The organism is Reyranella sp. (assembly GCF_004296935.1).
Classification (GTDB): Bacteria; Pseudomonadota; Alphaproteobacteria; order Reyranellales; family Reyranellaceae; genus Reyranella.
In genome coordinates, this window is the sequence record NZ_SCVH01000056.1 from 1 (window position 1) to 17063 (window position 17063).

Below are 17063 nucleotides of genomic sequence, written 5' to 3' on the forward strand. Positions count from 1 at the left end.
AAAAAGGCCCGTCCTTGCGGACGGGCCTTTTTGCTGTCCGTTCGGCCCTTTCGGGCGCCGACCGGTTTCCGCTATGATGAGCGTCGAAGTTTGGGGAAAGCTGATGGTCGCGAGAAAATTGGTTGCCGCAATGGTGGGGGGACTGGCGCTCGCCGGCTGCGATCCGCTGCCCAAGCCCCTTTACACAGAAGTGGCGCCGCCGGCTTCCTTCCGGACCGAACCGGACGGTACGCGCGTCGACAACGAGGGTTACCTGCTCGATTCGCAGGGCTATCGCGTCAACAAGCGAGGCGAGCGGATCGGCATGGTCGATGTCCAGGCCAAGACGGCCGGAGACAAATCCAACGCGGTCGCCGGCTACTGGATCAGCACGACCGGCACCAGGGCACCCGGCAGCGTGGCGACACCGAGCGAGGGTGCTGGAACAGGCGGCGGCGCCGGCAGCATCATGAACCCGAACCTGCCGACGCCGGCCACCATGCCTCAGCAGGCGCCGATCAGCCCTTCGCCTGGGACCACCGCGCCGCCGGCCGGCTATCGCTGATCGGACCGATTACTCGATTTTGATGCCGCTTGCCTTCACGACAGGCGCCCATTTGGCGATCTCGTCGCTGATGAACTTCGCCGTGCGCTGAGGCGTCGTCTCCGGCGTCGGCACCGCGGCAATGTCCTCCAGGAACTTGATCATCTCCTTGTCGGCCATCAGCTTGCGCGTCGCCTGGTCGATCGTCTCGACGACCTCGGGTGGCGTGCCCGCCGGCCCGATGATCAGGTTGAAGGTATAGGCCTCGAAGTTGGGCACGCCCGCCTCGATGATGGTGGGAATATCCGGCGCAATCGGCGCCCGCTTGGAATGGGCATAGCCCAGGATGCGCACCTTCCCGGCCTTCTGATTCTGCAGCATTGTCGAGAAGGTCTCGAACATCCACTGCACAGTGCCCGGCAGCAGGTCCTGAATGGCCGGCCCCGAGCCGCGATAGGGGACGTGCACCACGTCGAGGCCGCCAGCCTCGCGCTTGAAGTACTCCGACGTGAGATGAAGGATCGAGCCCGTGCCCGACGAGGCGTAGGAATATTTGCCGGGATTGTTCTTCATCAGATCGATGAACCCCTTCATCGAGTCGGGCATCGACGGGTGGGTCACCAGGATGAGCGGGTTGAGGCACACCGACGACATCGGCGTGAAATCCTTGATCGCGTCGTACTGCGGCTTGACCACGGCGGTCGGCAGGATGGCGTGCGTCGAGGACGTGGCGAACAGCAGCGTGTAGCCGTCAGGCTTGGCGTTCTTGACATCGACCGCGCCGATCTGACCGGCGGCCCCGGCCTTGTTTTCGATCACCACGGTCTGGCCGAGGATGGCGGTCAGCTTCTCCGCCGCCTTGCGGCCGATGATGTCGGTCGGGCCGCCGGCGGAGAACGCGACGACGAGCTTGATCGGGCGCTCCGACGGGTACTTGCTCTGGGAGCGGGCAACCGACGGAGCGGCAAGGGCCACAGCGCCGGCGATCAGCGTACGGCGTTTCATTTTGAAGTCCTCCCTATGGTGCACTTTGTGTGCGCTTTCCCCAGGCCCCGACCTTAGCGAAGCGCGCTTGACCCGCCAACGGCCTCTCGCCACAAGTCGGGCCGCATGGTTGCCCCGATCGTCCGATTCGCGCCGAGCCCGACCGGGTTGCTGCATGTCGGCAATATCCGTGCGGCGCTGTTCAACTGGCTGTTCGCCAGGCGCCACGGCGGCACCTTCATCCTGCGCCTCGACGACACCGATCGCGGGCGCGGCAAGCCGGAGTTCGAGGCGGCGATCGAACGCGATCTCGGGTGGCTCGGCCTCGGCTGGACGCGCAAGGAGAAACAGTCGGATCGACTGACGCATTATGACGTCGCGCGTGACCGGCTGATTGCCGCCGGCCGTCTCTATCCCTGCGACGAGACGCCCTGGAAGGCTTTTACCTCGACGCTGGGCCGCGAGGGCCGCGCGCTGTTCCACCCCCTCAGGCTGGCACTCACCGCGCGTGAGACCGGTCCGGAGATGGCGAGGTTGCTGCCGCTGATCGGGCGGGCGAAGGCCGAGGCGCGGCTCAGAGGCCAGAAGGCATAAAGATCGCGGCGACGCCCAGTGCCGCGAACAGGATCGCCGCCACCAGGCGCACGATCTTGAGCGGCAGGCGCCTGGCGATGGCATCGCCGAACAGCACCACGGGTGCATTGGCGAGCATCATGCCGAGCGTCGTGCCGGCGGTGACCAGCAGCAGCGAATTGAAGCGCGCGGCCAGCGCCACCGTGGCGATCTGGGTCTTGTCGCCGATCTCGACGATGAAGAAGGCCACCAATGTGGCGAGGAATGCGCCGGCTTCGCGCGCCGCTTGCGGTCCCTCGTCGGCCTTGTCCGGCACCAGGCACCACGCCGCCATGGCAAGGAAGGTCGCGACCAGGATCCAGCGCATCGACTCGGCGCCGACCCAGCCGGCGACGGCGGCGCCCGCCCAGGCGGCCAGCGCATGGTTGGCCAGCGTCGCGATCAGGATGCCGAGGATGATCGGCACCGGCTTGCGATAGCGCGCCGCCAGCACCAACGCGAGAAGCTGCGTCTTGTCGCCGATCTCGGCCACGGCGACGAGCGCCGTGGAGAGGAAAAATGCTTCCATTGGCCGCCATTTGCACGACAAGAACGCTTCGGATAAACTAGCAAAATGTCGCTCCTTCTGTTCCCCGGCGCACACACCGCGCGATGTAAGTGAAGCCCGCGCCTGTTCAGGCGCGTCCGGCCTTCGTACTATCTTGATCGGGGAGTAGGGGACCATGTCCCTCGTCATCTACAACACGCTGTCGCGCGAAAAAGAAGCGTTCGCACCGCTCGATGCAGGGCACGTGCGCCTCTATGTCTGCGGCCCGACCGTCTACGACTACGTGCATATCGGCAATGCGAGACCGGTCGTGGTCTTCGACACGCTCTACCGGCTGCTGAAGCGCACCTATCCGCGCGTTACCTACGTACGCAACATCACCGACATCGACGACCGCATCATCGTGCGCGCCGCCGACAATGGCGAGAGCATCGAGGCGCTGACCAACCGCACCGCCGACGCTTATCAAAGCGACATGCGCCGGCTGGGCGCGCTCGCGCCCGACGTCGAGCCGCGCGCCACCCAGTACGTCGCCGAGATGATCGGCATGATCCAGCGCCTGGTCGACAACGGCCACGCCTATGCGGCCGACGGCCATGTGCTGTTCAGCGTGCCGAGCATGGACGACTACGGACGCCTGTCGCGGCGCTCGCGCGACGAGCTGATCGCCGGCGCCCGCGTAGAAGTCGCGCCCTACAAGAAGGACCCGGCCGACTTCGTGCTGTGGAAGCCCTCGACCGACGCGCAGCCGGGCTGGGCGAGCCCGTGGAGCCGTGGCCGGCCGGGCTGGCACATCGAGTGCTCGGCGATGAGCGCCAGGCACCTCGGCGAGACTTTCGACATCCATGCCGGCGGCCTCGACCTCATCTTCCCGCATCACGAGAACGAGATCGCGCAGAGCCGCAGTGCGTTCGGTCATCCCTTCATGGCGACCTACTGGATGCACAACGGCTTCCTCAACATCTCCGGCGAGAAGATGAGCAAGTCGCTGGGCAATTTCTTCACCGTGCACGAGCTGCTCGACCAGTTTCCCGGCGAGGCGATCCGCCTGCTGCTGCTCTCGGCACATTATCGTCAGCCGCTCGATTTTACGCACGAGGGGCTGACGCAGGCCAAGGCGACGCTCGATCGCTGGTATGGCGCGCTGCGCGGCAAGGACGCGCGGCCGTCCAGTGTCGTGCCGCAATCCGTCGAAGACGCCCTGAACGACGATCTCAACACACCGCAGGCGATCACGGCCATCCATCAGCTCGCCGATCCGGCCGAACTGCGAGCCGGTGCGAATGCACTGGGCCTCCTGCAGCAAGATGCCGAAGCCTGGTTCCGCTGGACGCCGGCCGATTCATCGGGACCGAGCGAGGCCGACATCGACGCCGCGATCGCGGCCCGTCAGGCCGCGCGCAAGGCCAAGGACTTCAAGGAGTCCGATCGCATCCGCGACGATCTCAAGGCCAAGGGCGTGATCCTCGAGGACGGGCCCAAGGGGACCACTTGGAAGAGAGGTTAATTGTCATCTCGCGCGGAGTAGTCTCCGCGCTGGAGCGAAGCGAAGGATCCTTCGGCTTCGCCTCAGGATGACAGGGATCACGCGTTCGGCATCTTCCGCTCGTGGCCAAGCTCGTAGCACTTCACGGTGACGGACTTCGGCCTGAGGTCGCGCAGGCCTTTTAGGAAAGCAGCCATGTGCGGCGTGGCGAAATGGTCTTTCAGCGCCTGCTCGTGCCTCCACCATTCGCGCACCCGCATCAGGTCGGGTTCGAGCAGGTCGAAGGCATAGTCGTAGCCGGCGCAGCCGGGCTCGGCGCGCGATGCCTCGATCATCGGCCGCGCGACGGCGCGGACCTGCTCGGCCTGTGCCGGATCGAAGCGGGCATCTGCAAGAACGATCAGCATGGCGGCCTCCCTCAACGCTTCTCGAAGATGACGCTCTGCACGGCCCGGCCGAAATAGCCCTTCGTGTCGGCAAGGCGTGCGGCGGCGATGCCGACCGAGTCCGGCCCGACCCAGGTCTCGGCGTCGAGCAGGATCCAGTCGCCGACAGGTTCGCGGCCGAGGCTGACGGTCAGGTCGGCATTGATGAAGGTCCAATCCTTCATGTCGAACACCGACGACGTGCCGTTGCAGAAATCAGCGGCGATGACGGTGCGCATCAGCGGCGAGATCGCGCCCTCGGCTATGATTGGCCGGGTGGCGCGATACCAGACGGCGGCCGGCCCGGGGATGCGGAAGCCGCCCTTGGCGACGCGCATCTCGATGCCCCTGAGGAACGGCGTCTCGGTGGCGAAGAAATCGGGTGCACTGCAGAGATCGGGAAACGGCAGTTCGACCGGAGGCCCGCCGGCGATCGCCGGCATTTCCTGGGGGTCGACGCGGATGCGGAGTGCGCTCGCCCGCACGACCTCCACGCCGCCGGCGAGCAGGCGCACGGAGACGAGCTGGATCTTGCGGCCCTCGCGGACAATCTCGGTCTCGACGGTGAGCGGCGCCACCGGCACCGGCCGCATCAGATCGACGGTGAGTCGGGCCACGCGCATCGGCACCGGCGACGGCAGTCTCTCCACCGCCCAGCAGATCAGCGAGGAGGGCGCAGCACCATGCTGCAGCCTGGGATCCCAGGGACCGCCGGCGAAGGCGCTGGTCTCGGCGGTGATGCCGTCGACGCGGTAGATCGCTTCCATTCACTCAACTCCATACCAACCCGCGGGCGCGCCTTCATAGGTTTCGCGCGGATATCCTGCAATCGCGATGACAGGACAGGTAATGACTTGACGGCGGGATTTGTATTTAACATACTAGTTAAATATGGATTACCTTTCGCAAACCTTCTCGGCCCTCGCCGACCCCACCCGCCGCGCCATCCTGGCGCGCCTTGCCACGGGCGCGGCCACGGTGGGCGACCTCGCCGAGCCGTTCGACATGTCCCTCCCGGCGGTGTCGCGCCACCTCAAGGTGCTGACCGAGGCCGGCCTGATCGAGCGCCATACCGAGGCGCAATGGCGTCGCTGCGAGCTGCGTGGCGAGGGCATGCGGGCGGCGGCAGAGTGGATCGAGTTCTATCGGAAGTTCTGGGAGGGTCAGCTCGACCGGCTCGACGCCTTCCTCAAGCGCACCGCACCCGAACCCACGAAAGGAAAGAGCCGTGCCCGACGCAAGCCTTGATACCAACACGCTGCGCATCACGCGCCTCTTCGACGCCACGCGCGAGCGCGTGTTCGACGCCTGGGCGAAACAGGACCACTTCGTGCAGTGGATGTGTCCGCCCGGGGTGGAGATAACGGTTTGCGAGATCGACGTGCGGCCAGGCGGCGCCTGGCGTGTCGGGGGCCGACATAGCGGCGATCGCGTCTTCGCCTCGTCGGGCAAGTACCTCGAGGTCAAGCGCCCGGAGCGTCTGGTCTTCACCTGGGCGCATCATGCCGATGGCGATTATGCCAAGCCACGCGGTCACGAGACGGTGGTGCGCATCGAATTCCGCGACATGGGAAGCAAGACCGAGATTACCCTGGTGCATGGTGCCTTCATGGATGGCTATGCCGAGCACAATCGCGGCTGGACCGGCTCGTTCGACAAACTCGAGATATTTCTCAGGAGGGCGACATGACTCACCAGATCGTTTCGCACGAGGAATGGCTGGAAGCGCGCAAGCAGCACCTGGCCAAGGAGAAGGAGTTCACCCGGCTCCGCGAGGAACTTTCTCGCGAGCGTCGCGAACTGCCCTGGGAGCGCGTCGAGAAGAGCTACGTCTTCGACGCGCCCGAGGGGCGCGTCACCTTGGCCGACCTGTTCGGCAAGCATGGCCAGCTCATCGTCCAGCATTTCATGTTCGGGCCCGACTGGAACGAAGGCTGCCCGAGTTGTTCATTCTGGTCCGACAATTTCAACGGCATCGACGGCCATCTTGCCGCCCGCGACACGGCGTTCGTCCTGATTTCGCGCGGACCCCTCGACAGGCTCGAGGCCTACAAGAAGCGCCTGGGCTGGACATTCCGCTGGGTCTCGTCGGCCGGCTCCGACTTCAACTTCGATTTCGGCGTGTCGTTCGTCAAAGGCAGCGACGCCAATGGGCCCAACTACAACTACGGGTCGATGAAGGTCGGGGGCGAGGAGATGCCGGGCATCAGCGCCTTCCGCCGCGGCGACGATGGCGCGATCTACCATACCTATTCGACCTACGGGCGCGGCGTCGACATGCTGAACGGCACTTACCAGCTGCTCGACATCACCTCGAAGGGCCGCGACGAGAGCGAATTGCCCTACCCGATGGCCTGGGTGAAGCGGCACGACCGGTACTGACTTGACCGAGAGCCGATCGGCACCACATCGTCTGACGATGATCGCTCCCTATCCCGCCGACGACCGCATCACGACGCTGCGAATGGTCCGGCTCTTCAGGGCGCCGCGCGAGCGGCTGTTCGCGGCCTGGACGGACTCCCGCCAGATGGCCGCCTGGTTCGGGCCGCCGGACGTCTCGGTGCAATCCTGCGATCTCGACGTGCGCGTGGGCGGCACCTGGCGCCTGTCGGGCGGCCGGGTCGGTCAACCACTGCTGGCGGTGTCGGGAAAATATCTCGAGGTGACGCCGCCGGAGCGGCTGGTCTTCACCTGGGCCTGGCACGAGGGCGGCGACTTCGCGGCGCCGCGCGAGCACGAGACCGAAGTCAGGCTGGTGTTCAAATCGGTCGGGGATCGCACCGAAATGACGCTGACTCACGGGCCGTTCCGCGACCGCACCGGTGTCGACAATCACACCCGCGGCTGGACGGGGTCGTTCGACAAGCTCGAGACGATGCTGGCGACCGAAGGAGCTTCGGCATGAAGGCGATCTGGCGCGGCAAGACCATCGCGGAAAGCGACGGCACCCTCGAAGTCGGCGGCTATCGATATTTCCCACGCGACACCGTGCGCATGGACCTGCTGCAGGCGGCACTCAAGACCGCCCGCGATCTCGAATGTCCGCATGGCGTGCAGTTCTACGACGTGGTCGAGGGTGGCACGCGCAGTCCGCGGGCGGCGTGGTCCTACGAGGCGCCGCAACCCAGGATGAAGCCCGTCGACCATTGGATGGGCTTCTGGGAAGACGTCGAGATCAAGTAGCCGCCGGGGGCGCCCCCGGCAATCGAGTTCGGCCTACTTGGCGATCGACGTGATCGTGAGCGGTGTCGTCATGCCGATCACCACGTCGCCGACCTTGATCTTCTTCAGCATGTCCTGCTTGGCGATCGAGTTGGCGGAATAGGTCCGAACGGCACCACCGTCGCCGCTGATCACCGAGACGGTGTTCTTGGCGAGGTCGACGCCGACGACCGTGAGGGTAAACCGGCCGGTCGCCACATCGAGCGCATCGGGCTTGGCCATCTGGTCGCGGCGCGCTTCCCTCGAACCCGGGCCCTTCTGGCGCAGGTTCAGCATGGTCACCACTTCCGAATAGGTCACGGTCGCGAGCGAGCCGTCGTCGATTGCCGCGAGGTTGGTCACGCCGCTCGCGACCGGCAGGACCACGGTCCGGCCGGTGGGCAGGGTGATGGCGACGGTGCGGCTCTCTTCGTCGACCGTCTCCACCGTCACGCTCGCCGTCACGGTGTCGTGGAAGGAAACGCCCTCGCGCGGCACGGCCTGGACCTGGGCCGACGCCTGCCGCTCGGGCAGGCCGATCCCCACCGCCAGAATCGCCGCGAAGGTCGAAAAGCCCGCAGCCAACTTGATCGAACGGATAGTCATCGGCGTGTACCTCTTGAAACCCATAACGCGCCGGACAATAGCGATCCGAACCGGGCGCGCAACCACGAAGCCACAAGGCAAGCCTGGAGAGGAAATCCGCGCCCGATTTCAGCCGAAATGGCCGAGGACGGCGCCGGCGACGGCGTCGGGCTGGTCGAGATAGGCCAGATGGCCGGCGCCAGCGATGACTTCGACCCGGCTCTTGCCGTTGATCCCGGCCGCGAATTTGCGCGCATAGCTCGGCGGCAGGACGGCGTCGCGCTCACCCCACAGGATCAGGGTCGAGGCGGCGATCAGGCCGAGCCGCTTTTCCAGCCCGGTGTTGCCGAGCGGCCAAAAGGCGCGGGCGGCGGCTTCGGCCGCGCGCGTCATCTCGATCGGCCATTCGATCGAGTTCGCACCTTCCGGCGGCGCCATCAGGGCATTCCACTTTTCGCCGTCGGCGCACATCAGGCCGGGCACGGCGTCCTTGCGTTGCGCCCATGGGTCGGCCGCCGGGGCATCGTCGTCGAACAGGCCGAAGGGGCTGATCAGCGCCAGGCGGCGGACGTGTCCAGGAAAGATCGCGGCCATTTCGGCGGCAAACGCGCCGCCTACGGAAGCACCCACGAGATCCGCGCCGGCGAGGCCCGCCTTGTCGATCAGCTGGCGCACCGCCAGCACCCAGTCGAGATGCGTGTCGAGTTCGGTGTGGCCGGTCGCCCCGGGGTAGCCCGGCAGCGACGGCACGATCACCGTGCGCTTCTCGGCGAGTCTGTCGAGAAAGGGCAGCCAGCGCGGCAGGCCGCCGAGGCCGGCGAGGAAGCCGAGCTTGGGGCCCTGGCCTTTGGTCCAAACGCGGCAGGGGAAGCCGTTCACATCGACGGTCGTCGTCTTCGGATCAGACACGAGACTTACTCCGCGGCGGCGAGCTGCGGGCGGAAGGCGGGGACGGCGGCGCGCTGGCCCTTGGCCATGGGCTTGGGCCACCACTTGTCCTCCCACTCGCCGAACAGGTCCTTCACCTTGGGCATCACCTTCTCGGCGAACAGGCGCGTGTTGTACTTGGTCATGTCCTTGCTCATGTTGCCGTACTGCAGCAGCAGCATGAGATGGCCGACGTTCAGGCTGGTGCCGACGTGGCGGATCTGTTCCACCACCTCGTCCGGCGTGCCGATCAGGACATAGCCGCCATCGACGATGTCCTTCATGTTGGTGGCCTTGAGCGCGGCCTTGGTCGCGGGACTGGCGACGTTGGCCGCCTTCTGCATCATGCCCTGGATGCCCGAGCGCTGCGTCGCCTCGGTGACGTACCCCGGCGGCGTTGCGAAGCGCGCATCGACGTGCAGGCAGCGGCCATAAAAGTATTCGGCCGGCTCCGTATAAAGGTCGAGCGCCTGCTGGCGGCTTTCGGCGACGCCGACGAACTGCAGGAAGCCGGCGCGGTACGGATTGCGGTCCTTGCCGAGCTTCTCCATCTCGTTCCAGAAGCCCTGCATCGTCGTGAGCCCGGCCTTGTAGCCGTAGTAGGAGAGGTAGCAGTAGACGTAGTCCATCTCCGCGCACCACCGCCACGTCTCGATCGAGCCGCCGCCCGGAATCCAGATCGGCGGATGCGGATCGTTCTGGATCGGGCGTGGCCAGATGTTGACGTAGCGCTGCTGGTTGTAGCGGCCGTTGAAGGCGAAGGTGTCCTTCTCGGTCCAGGCCTTCTTCACCAGGTCATGCGCCTCGAGATAGCGCTCGCGCAGCAGGCTCGGGTTCTGGCCGTAGGCGTAGCAGGTGTCCATCGGCGAGCCGACCGGGAAGCCTGCGATCAGGCGGCCGCCCGAGATGCAGTCGATCATCGCGAATTCTTCGGCGACGCGCGTCGGCGGATTGTAGAGCGCCAGCGAATTGCCCATGACGCAGAGCGCGGTGTCGGTGGTGCGCCGGGCGAGCGAACTCGCGATCAGGTTGGGCGAGGGCATGAGGCCGTAGCCGTTCGAATGGTGCTCGTTCACGCACACCGCGTCGTAGCCGAGCTCGGCGGCATACTCGAGCTCGTCCATGAAGTCGTTGTACATGTGATGGGCGCGCTTGGGGTCGAACAGCGACGAATGGATGTCGACCCAGACGCTGGGATGCTTCTTGTTGAAGTCCTCGGGCAGCTCCGTGTACGGCATCAAGTGGAACCACATGAGCTTCATGGTGCGCTCTCCCTAAACTCGAGCTGCATTTGGTAAACGACCGTTTACCTAGTCAGCCTGCCCCGACTCAAAAGCCCATGCAATGTGGGATTTCCGCAGATTGCGGGTAATTTTGTTGTTTTTCCCCTGCGTCATTCGTTCCGATTCGTATTTTGTGCATTGCACTCTCGCGAGCGCAGCAATAGTTTCGCTGCATCGCAGGAGGCTTTGCCCATGTCCGTTGTCGCTTTCGCGGCCCGCCCGCATCCGACGGCCAACCAGCCGCAGAAGGATCTCTACGAGGTCGGCGAAATTCCGCCGCTCGGTCACGTGCCGAAGAACATGTACGCTTGGGTGATCCGGCGCGAGCGTCACGGTCCGCCCGAACAATCCATGCAGCTCGAGGTCGTGCCGACGCACACCATCGGCGAGGACGAGGTGCTGGTCCTCGTGATGGCTGCTGGCGTCAACTACAACGGCGTCTGGGCGGGCCTCGGTCTGCCGATCTCGCCGTTCGACGTCCATAAGCAGCCGTTCCATATCGCGGGCTCCGATGCCGCCGGCATCGTCTGGGCGGTCGGCGCCAAGGTGAAGCGCTGGAAGGTCGGCGACGAGGTCGTGATCCATTGTAACCAGGACGACGGCGACGACGAGGAGTGCAACGGCGGCGATCCGATGTTCTCCACCAGCCAGCGTATCTGGGGCTACGAGACGCCGGACGGCAGCTTCGCCCAGTTCTGCAAGGTGCAGGCGCGCCAGCTCATGAAGCGGCCGCAGCATCTCACCTGGGAGGAGAGCGCCTCCTACACGCTGACGCTCGCTACCGCCTACCGCATGCTGTTCGGTCACCGTCCGCATATCCTGCGGCCCGGCCACAACGTGCTGGTGTGGGGCGCGGCCGGCGGCATCGGCTCGATGGCGGTGCAGCTCATCGCCGCTGCCGGCGCCAATGCGATCGGCGTGATCTCTGATCCGTCGAAGACCGACTTCGTGATGTCGCTGGGCGCCCGCGGCGTCGTCAACCGCAACGACTTCGACTGCTGGGGCCAGTTGCCCGACGTCGACGACCAGAAGGGCTACGCCGAATACATGAAGAAGTGCCGCAAGTTCGGCGCGGCGATCTGGGAGCACACCGGCAAGGGCAACGACGTCGACTTCGTGTTCGAGCATCCCGGCGAGCAGACCTTCCCGGTATCGTGCTTCGTGGTGAAGCGCGGCGGCATGGTGGTCTTCTGCGCCGGCACGACGGGCTACAACCTCACCATGGACGCGCGCTTCGTGTGGATGCGCCAGAAGCGCATCCAGGGCAGCCACTTCGCCAACCTCCTGCAGGCGAGCCAGGCCAACCAGCTCGTGATCGAGCGCCGCGTCGATCCCTGCATGAGCGAGGTCTTCGACTGGGCCGACATTCCCAAGGCCCACACCAAGATGTGGAAGAACCAGCACAAGCCCGGAAACATGGCGGTGCTCGTCTCCGCCAAGCGCCCCGGCCTGCGCACGCTGGAAGACGCGCTGGAGGATTAACTCTCTCTTAACCTCCCCCGTCTGACGGGGGAGGTGGCCCGAAGGGCCGGAGGGGGAAAGCCCCAGTCCGTGTTGTTGCCTTCCCCCTCCGCCCCCTTCGGGGGCACCTCCCCCGTCAGACGGGGGAGGAGATGAGAGTCCCGAGATGTCCCTGATCCTTCCAGACCTCCTCTCATGCTGCGCCGAGGCCGAGTCCGCTGCCGACCGCTACGAGGCCGAAGCGCGCGAAGCGGTGCGCCGGCTGATCGCGCCCGCGGGCAAGGTCGATGCGAAGCTGCTGGAGCGCGAGCAGTTCGCGGCGCATGGCTTCGCCTGGATCGCGACCTATGTGTCGGCCATCCGCCAGATGCGGCGCTGGGCCGAGGCGGGCGCCGGTGGTGAACTCGAGCAACTCATTCTTCAGGTGGCGCTCGGCGAATATCTCGCCCAGCTGAAAGGCGGCATCGCCATCAGCCAGGTCGAGATCGTGCGGCCGGCGGATCTCGGTGCGGACGCGTCGGCGCTCGATGCACCGGCGGTCCAGAAGCTGATCGCGGCCAACACCTCGGCCGCGCGGCTGCGGATCGCCGAACTGATTGCCGACGGACTCGATACCGGTGACTTCGGCGCACTGGGCCTGGGCGACGAGGCCATGGAAGAGGTGCGCCGCCAGTTCCGCCGCTTCGTCGACACCGAAGTCGGCCCACACGCGCACGGCTGGCATTTACGCGACGAGTTGATCCCGCTGCCCGTGGTGCAGCAGATGGCCGATCTCGGCGTCTTCGGCCTTACCGTGCCGGAGGAGTGGGGCGGTCTCGGCATGGGCAAGCTCGCGATGTGCGTCGTTACCGAGGAACTGTCACGCGGCTACATTGGTGTGGGCTCGCTCGGCACGCGCTCGGAGATCGCCGCCGAGCTGATCCGCGCCGGCGGCACCGAGGACCAGAAGAAGCGCTACCTCTCGCGCATCGCCTCGGGCGAGATCCTGCCGACGGCGGTGTTCACCGAACCCAACACAGGGTCGGACCTCGCATCCTTGCGCACGCGCGCCGTGCTCGACGGCGACACATATAAGATCAACGGCAACAAGACCTGGATCACCCACGCCGCCCGCGCGGACATCATGACGCTGCTCGCGCGCAGCGACGCCTCGAAGCCCGGCTATCAGGGCCTGTCGATGTTCCTGGCCGAGAAGCCGCGCGGCGACGAGGCCGATCCGTTCCCGGCCAAGGGCATGAGCGGCGGCGAGATCAAGGTGCTGGGCTATCGCGGCATGAAGGAATACGAGATCGGCTTCGACGGCTTCGAGGTGCCGGCCGAGAACCTTCTTGGCGGCAAGGAAGGGCAGGGGTTCAAGCAGCTCATGGCGACCTTCGAGAGCGCGCGCATCCAGACCGCGGCGCGCGCCGTCGGCGTGGCACAGAACGCACTCGAACTCGGCCTGCGCTATGCCAAGGACCGCATCCAGTTTGCCAAGCCGTTATACGCTTTCCCGCGCGTCGCCGGAAAGATCGCCTGGATGGCGGTCGAGACCATGATCGCCCGCCAGCTGACCTACTTCGCCGCGCGCGAAAAGGACCAGGACCGGCGCTGCGACATCGAGGCCGGCATGGCGAAGCTTCTGGCCGCGCGAGTCGCCTGGAGCAATGCCGACAATGCGCTGCAGATCCACGGCGGCAACGGCTACGCGATGGAATATCCCATCAGCCGAGTGCTGTGCGACGCGCGCATCCTCAACATCTTCGAGGGCGCGGCCGAGATCCAGGCGCAGGTCGTCTGCCGCGGGCTGCTCGAGGGCCGGAACTAGATCTTTCCTGCTTAGTTCGAGACCAGCAACGCTCGACAGCCTGGCCTGATCCAACCCTGACACATGTCCAGTCCAAGAGGGTCACTCCACCGCGATTCGGGCCTGCGTTGAAAAGGATCGTTCCGTTCAATCGGGCCGGCGCTTCGCGAATTTTCAGGCAGACAGAGTCTGGACAACTCGTGTCCGAAAAAAGGGCCGGATTCCTCTCGCGCTCGGCCTGTTTCCCCCGGGTGCTTATTCCACGCTATAGTCGACGAGGAGTTCGGAGGAACGAGAGCCATGCAGGGATCGCTGAGCGGAAACGCCGGGCCTCGCTATCGGCACACGGCCGAGGAGGGCGCGCCTTTTGAGACCCTCACCGTCGACAAGCTGACGCCGATCATCGGCGCCGAGATCGCCGGCGTCGATCTCAGCAAGCCGTTGAGCAATCGCCAGCAGGACGAGATCCACCGGGCGCTGGCCGAGAACCTCGTCATCTTTTTCCGCGACCAGCACATCACGCAGGATCAGCACCTGGCCTTCGGTCGTCTGTTCGGCGAGTTGCACACCCATCCCGCGGCGCCGAGCGAGCCGGGCAAGCCCGAGCTGATGATCATCCACGCCGACAAGGATTCGCCGCGCGCCAACGGCGAGGGCTGGCACACCGACGTGAGCTGCGACCTCGAGCCGCCGATGGGCAGCATCCTCTACATCAAGAAGTGCCCGCCCAAGGGTGGCGACACGCTGTTCGCCAGCATGTATGCGGCCTACGAGGCGCTGTCGGACCGCATGAAGAAGTATCTCGAGGGCATGACCGCCATCCATGACGGCGAGTCGGTCTATCGCGGCCTCTATGCCAACTACGGCGTCGCCGACAAGCCACAGTATCCGCGCGCCGAGCATCCTGTGGTGCGCACGCATCCGGTGACCGGCAAGAAGGGCCTCTACGTCAACCGCGGCTTCACGCGCGCGCTGGTCGGCGTGCCGCGCGACGAGAGCGATGCCATGCTGCGTTATCTCTACGAGCACATGGAGAATCCGCTGTTCCAGTGCCGCTTCCGCTGGCGCGAGAACTCGATTGCCTTCTGGGACAATCGCTGCGCCCAGCATCGCGCCATGTGGGACTACTGGCCGCACACCCGCAGCGGCAACCGGGTCACGGTGGCGGGCGACAAGCCTTACTGATACTTCTGGCGGCGTGCTGGTCATCTTCGATTGCGACGGAGTGCTGGTCGACAGCGAGCCGCTCGCCAACACCTGTTTTGCCCGCGCGCTGGCGCGTGAAGGGCTCGACTGGAGCGTCGAGGAGACGATGCGCCGCCTGATGGGTCGCTCGATGAAGTCCTGCGTCGAGATCGTCGAGGGCGTGCTCGGCCGCCGGCTGCCGGACGACTTCGTCGATCGCCTGCAGGCCGACACGATGCAATCCTTCCACGAGGCGCCGCTGAAGCCGGTGACAGGTGTTGCCGAGGCGATCGACGCCATCGAGAGGGCGGGGACTGCGACCTGCGTGGCGAGTTCCGGCAGCCTCGACAAGATGCGCGTGACGCTCGGCATCACCGGCCTGTGGTCGCGTTTCGAGGGCCGCATCTTCAGTTCCTCCGAGGTGCCGCGTGGAAAGCCGTTCCCGGATCTTTTCCTGCACGCGGCGCTGCGCATGAACGAGCAGCCCTTCGCCTGCACGGTGATCGAGGATTCGCCGCCCGGCCTCCAGGCGGCGCGCGCCGCCGGCATGCGGGCGCTGGCCTACGTCGGCGCCCCCTATGCCGATCGCGATGCCCTGGTGGTCGCCGGCGGCGAATGGTTCGACGACATGAGGAAGTTGCCGGCACTGGTGGCGATGTGACCGGCTCCTGGTCCATGGGGGCGGGTCGCCCCGAGCACGTCATCGTGGTCGGGGCCGGAATGGCCGGCCTGGTGGCCGCCCGGCTGCTGCGAGATTCGGGTTTTGCCGTCACTGTCCTCGAGGCGCGCCCGCGTTCCGGCGGCCGTGTGTGGACCGACGACGGTCTCGGCGCGCCGCTCGATCTCGGCGGCTCGTGGGTCCACGGCGTGGAAGGCAATCCGCTGACGCTGTGGTGCGGGAAGCTCGGGGTCGAGCTGGTCGAGAACCAGGGCGAGCGCCTGCTGATCGACAAGCGCGCCACGGCGCCGACGCGCGAGGGCCAGCGCCGCCGCGCCGTGATGGGCCGCCTGGCCTTCAAGGCCGCGATCGAATGGGCGAGCTGGAAGAGCAAGGCGATGGCCCGTGTGAACGGCCCGCGCTCGATCTCGGTGAAGCAGGCGGTCGAGCCGCTGCTGCGCGCCGGATGGCTGCCGGAGATCGACAAGCTCGTGGTGGCGACCTTCGTCGAGATGAGCGAGGGCGTGCAGAGCGCGCCGTGGGACCTCGTGTCGGCCGAAGAATGGTTCCCGACCGAGGGACTCGATCGCAACGCCCAGCCCAAGGGGGGCTTCCGCACGCTGATCGACGACGCGGCCGAGGGTCTCGACATCCGCCATGGCGCGATCGTCGAGCGGATCGGCTGGACCGGCGCCGGCGTGACGGCGGTCCTGCAGGGCGGCGAGCGTCTCGCCGCGGACCGCGCGGTGATCACTGTGCCCATCGGATTGCTGCGCGCGGGTCTGCCGGCCCTCGATCCGGAGCCGCCGGAAACACAACGCGCCGCGCTCGGCCGGCTGGGCTACGGCGGCGGCATCCTGGCCAAGCTCTACCTGCGCTTTCCCAGGCGCTTCTGGCCCGAGCAGCCGAAATGGTTCGGCCGCCTGCCCGATGCGCCCGACCGGCGCGGCGGCTTCAACACCTGGGTGAGCCACGAGCAGGAGACCGGCCTGCCGATCCTTCTGAGCTTCGCCAACGGCCACACCGCCATCCATCTCGACCGCGCGGCGAGCGACGCCGAGGTGACGGCAGTGGCGATGAGGTCGTTGCGCGCCATGTTCGGCAACGGCATCCCCGAACCGGAGGCGATGCTGTTTCCGCGCTGGCTGAGCGATCCCTGGTCGCGCGGCGGCTACTCCTATCCCGGCGTCGGCAGCGATCCGGACGACGGCACTGCCTACGCCCGGCCGCTGGGTGGCCGCGTCTTCTTCGCCGGCGAGGCGACCGAACCGGTCGAATACGGCACGGTTCACGCCGCCCTGTGGTCGGGCGAGCAGGCGGCAGAGGCGATCTTCCGGACCGCCACCGGCACAGCAGCCTCGCGTGCCGCGCGGCCCTGGGCCGCCGCGCGTACTGGCGCGGGCCGGCACAACGGCTAAGTTAGGCCGTGACTATTGGAG

General features: G+C 66.3%; 20 protein-coding genes and 1 pseudogene. 14 read left to right on the forward strand and 7 right to left on the reverse strand.

Annotated elements, in window-relative coordinates; genetic code table 11:
- Positions 1-103: 103 nt before the first annotated feature.
- Positions 104-544, forward strand: coding sequence for a hypothetical protein (locus EPO55_RS07030; protein WP_296335876.1), 441 nt, complete (start codon positions 104-106; stop codon positions 542-544).
- 9 nt (positions 545-553) lie between these two features.
- Here the strand turns inward: EPO55_RS07030 and EPO55_RS07035 are convergent, their stop codons facing one another.
- Positions 554-1528, reverse strand: a complete 975-nt coding sequence (locus EPO55_RS07035) for a tripartite tricarboxylate transporter substrate binding protein (RefSeq protein ID WP_296335877.1) — start codon at positions 1526-1528, stop codon at positions 554-556.
- A gap of 105 nt (positions 1529-1633) precedes the next feature.
- Here EPO55_RS07035 and EPO55_RS07040 point away from each other — a divergent pair.
- Positions 1634-1939, forward strand: a pseudogene (locus tag EPO55_RS07040) (glutamate--tRNA ligase family protein); the annotation flags it as partial.
- Positions 1940-1999: 60 nt separating this feature from the next.
- Positions 2000-2101, forward strand: a complete 102-nt coding sequence (locus EPO55_RS07045) for a hypothetical protein (protein WP_296335930.1) — start codon at positions 2000-2002, stop codon at positions 2099-2101.
- Here the strand turns inward: EPO55_RS07045 and EPO55_RS07050 are convergent.
- Positions 2082-2648 carry a TMEM165/GDT1 family protein gene (locus tag EPO55_RS07050; protein ID WP_296335878.1) on the reverse strand — a complete coding sequence of 189 codons (567 nt, stop codon included), beginning with the start codon at positions 2646-2648 and terminating at the stop codon, positions 2082-2084. The genes EPO55_RS07045 and EPO55_RS07050 overlap by 20 nt on opposite strands.
- Before the next feature lie 154 nt (positions 2649-2802).
- Here EPO55_RS07050 and cysS point away from each other — a divergent pair, with 154 nt between their 5' ends.
- Positions 2803-4134, forward strand: a complete 1332-nt coding sequence (cysS, locus tag EPO55_RS07055; RefSeq protein WP_296335879.1) for a cysteine--tRNA ligase — start codon at positions 2803-2805, stop codon at positions 4132-4134.
- A 77-nt stretch (positions 4135-4211) separates the two neighbouring features.
- Here cysS and EPO55_RS07060 read toward each other — a convergent pair whose 3' ends face one another.
- Positions 4212-4520 carry a putative quinol monooxygenase gene (locus tag EPO55_RS07060; protein WP_296335880.1) on the reverse strand — a complete coding sequence of 103 codons (309 nt, stop codon included), beginning with the start codon at positions 4518-4520 and terminating at the stop codon, positions 4212-4214.
- A gap of 11 nt (positions 4521-4531) precedes the next feature.
- Positions 4532-5305 (reverse strand): thioesterase family protein, encoded by a 774-nt coding sequence (locus EPO55_RS07065; RefSeq protein ID WP_296335881.1) that lies wholly within the window; start codon positions 5303-5305, stop codon positions 4532-4534.
- A gap of 124 nt (positions 5306-5429) precedes the next feature.
- On the opposite strand from EPO55_RS07065, the gene EPO55_RS07070 reads away from it, so the two are divergent.
- The 5 genes from EPO55_RS07070 to EPO55_RS07090 are packed head-to-tail and all read left to right on the forward strand — an operon-like array spanning position 5430 to position 7721.
- Positions 5430-5786, forward strand: a complete 357-nt coding sequence (locus tag EPO55_RS07070; protein WP_296335882.1) for a metalloregulator ArsR/SmtB family transcription factor — start codon at positions 5430-5432, stop codon at positions 5784-5786.
- Positions 5767-6228 (forward strand): SRPBCC domain-containing protein, encoded by a 462-nt coding sequence (locus EPO55_RS07075; RefSeq protein ID WP_296335883.1) that lies wholly within the window; start codon positions 5767-5769, stop codon positions 6226-6228. The genes EPO55_RS07070 and EPO55_RS07075 overlap by 20 nt, the downstream gene beginning before the upstream one ends.
- On the forward strand, positions 6225-6920 hold the full coding sequence (locus tag EPO55_RS07080) for a thioredoxin family protein (protein ID WP_296335884.1): 696 nt from the start codon (positions 6225-6227) through the stop codon (positions 6918-6920). Before EPO55_RS07075 ends, EPO55_RS07080 begins: the two co-directional genes overlap by 4 nt.
- A 37-nt stretch (positions 6921-6957) precedes the next feature.
- Positions 6958-7443, forward strand: a complete 486-nt coding sequence (locus EPO55_RS07085) for an SRPBCC domain-containing protein (protein ID WP_296335885.1) — start codon at positions 6958-6960, stop codon at positions 7441-7443.
- Complete coding sequence (locus EPO55_RS07090; protein WP_296335886.1) at positions 7440-7721, forward strand: DUF427 domain-containing protein; 282 nt, start codon at positions 7440-7442, stop codon at positions 7719-7721. Before EPO55_RS07085 ends, EPO55_RS07090 begins: the two co-directional genes overlap by 4 nt.
- Before the next feature lie 33 nt (positions 7722-7754).
- On the opposite strand, the gene EPO55_RS07095 is transcribed toward EPO55_RS07090, so the two are convergent.
- From EPO55_RS07095 to EPO55_RS07105, 3 genes are all read right to left on the reverse strand, one after another.
- On the reverse strand, positions 7755-8345 hold the full coding sequence (locus EPO55_RS07095) for a hypothetical protein (RefSeq protein WP_296335888.1): 591 nt from the start codon (positions 8343-8345) through the stop codon (positions 7755-7757).
- Positions 8346-8453: 108 nt separating this feature from the next.
- Entirely contained in the window at positions 8454-9233 is a 780-nt protein-coding gene (locus EPO55_RS07100) for an alpha/beta hydrolase (RefSeq protein WP_296335889.1), read from the reverse strand.
- A gap of 5 nt (positions 9234-9238) precedes the next feature.
- The gene (locus EPO55_RS07105; RefSeq protein ID WP_296335890.1) at positions 9239-10513 is read right to left on the reverse strand and encodes an LLM class flavin-dependent oxidoreductase; all 1275 of its coding nucleotides are present in this window, start codon (positions 10511-10513) and stop codon (positions 9239-9241) included.
- A gap of 213 nt (positions 10514-10726) precedes the next feature.
- Here EPO55_RS07105 and ccrA point away from each other — a divergent pair, with 213 nt between their 5' ends.
- The 5 genes from ccrA to EPO55_RS07130 all read left to right on the forward strand — a co-directional run bounded on the left by ccrA (position 10727) and on the right by EPO55_RS07130 (position 17042).
- Positions 10727-12016, forward strand: a complete 1290-nt coding sequence (gene ccrA / locus EPO55_RS07110; RefSeq protein ID WP_296335891.1) for a crotonyl-CoA carboxylase/reductase — start codon at positions 10727-10729, stop codon at positions 12014-12016.
- Between the two features lie 145 nt (positions 12017-12161).
- The gene (locus tag EPO55_RS07115; protein WP_296335892.1) at positions 12162-13802 is read left to right on the forward strand and encodes an acyl-CoA dehydrogenase family protein; all 1641 of its coding nucleotides are present in this window, start codon (positions 12162-12164) and stop codon (positions 13800-13802) included.
- A gap of 279 nt (positions 13803-14081) precedes the next feature.
- Complete coding sequence (locus EPO55_RS07120) at positions 14082-14966, forward strand: TauD/TfdA family dioxygenase (RefSeq protein ID WP_296335893.1); 885 nt, start codon at positions 14082-14084, stop codon at positions 14964-14966.
- A 13-nt stretch (positions 14967-14979) separates the two neighbouring features.
- Positions 14980-15627, forward strand: a complete 648-nt coding sequence (locus tag EPO55_RS07125) for an HAD-IA family hydrolase (RefSeq protein ID WP_296335894.1) — start codon at positions 14980-14982, stop codon at positions 15625-15627.
- Positions 15624-17042: an NAD(P)/FAD-dependent oxidoreductase gene (locus EPO55_RS07130; protein ID WP_296335895.1), complete on the forward strand. Its 1419-nt coding sequence runs from the start codon at positions 15624-15626 to the stop codon at positions 17040-17042. The genes EPO55_RS07125 and EPO55_RS07130 overlap by 4 nt, the downstream gene beginning before the upstream one ends.
- Positions 17043-17063 lie beyond the last annotated feature (21 nt).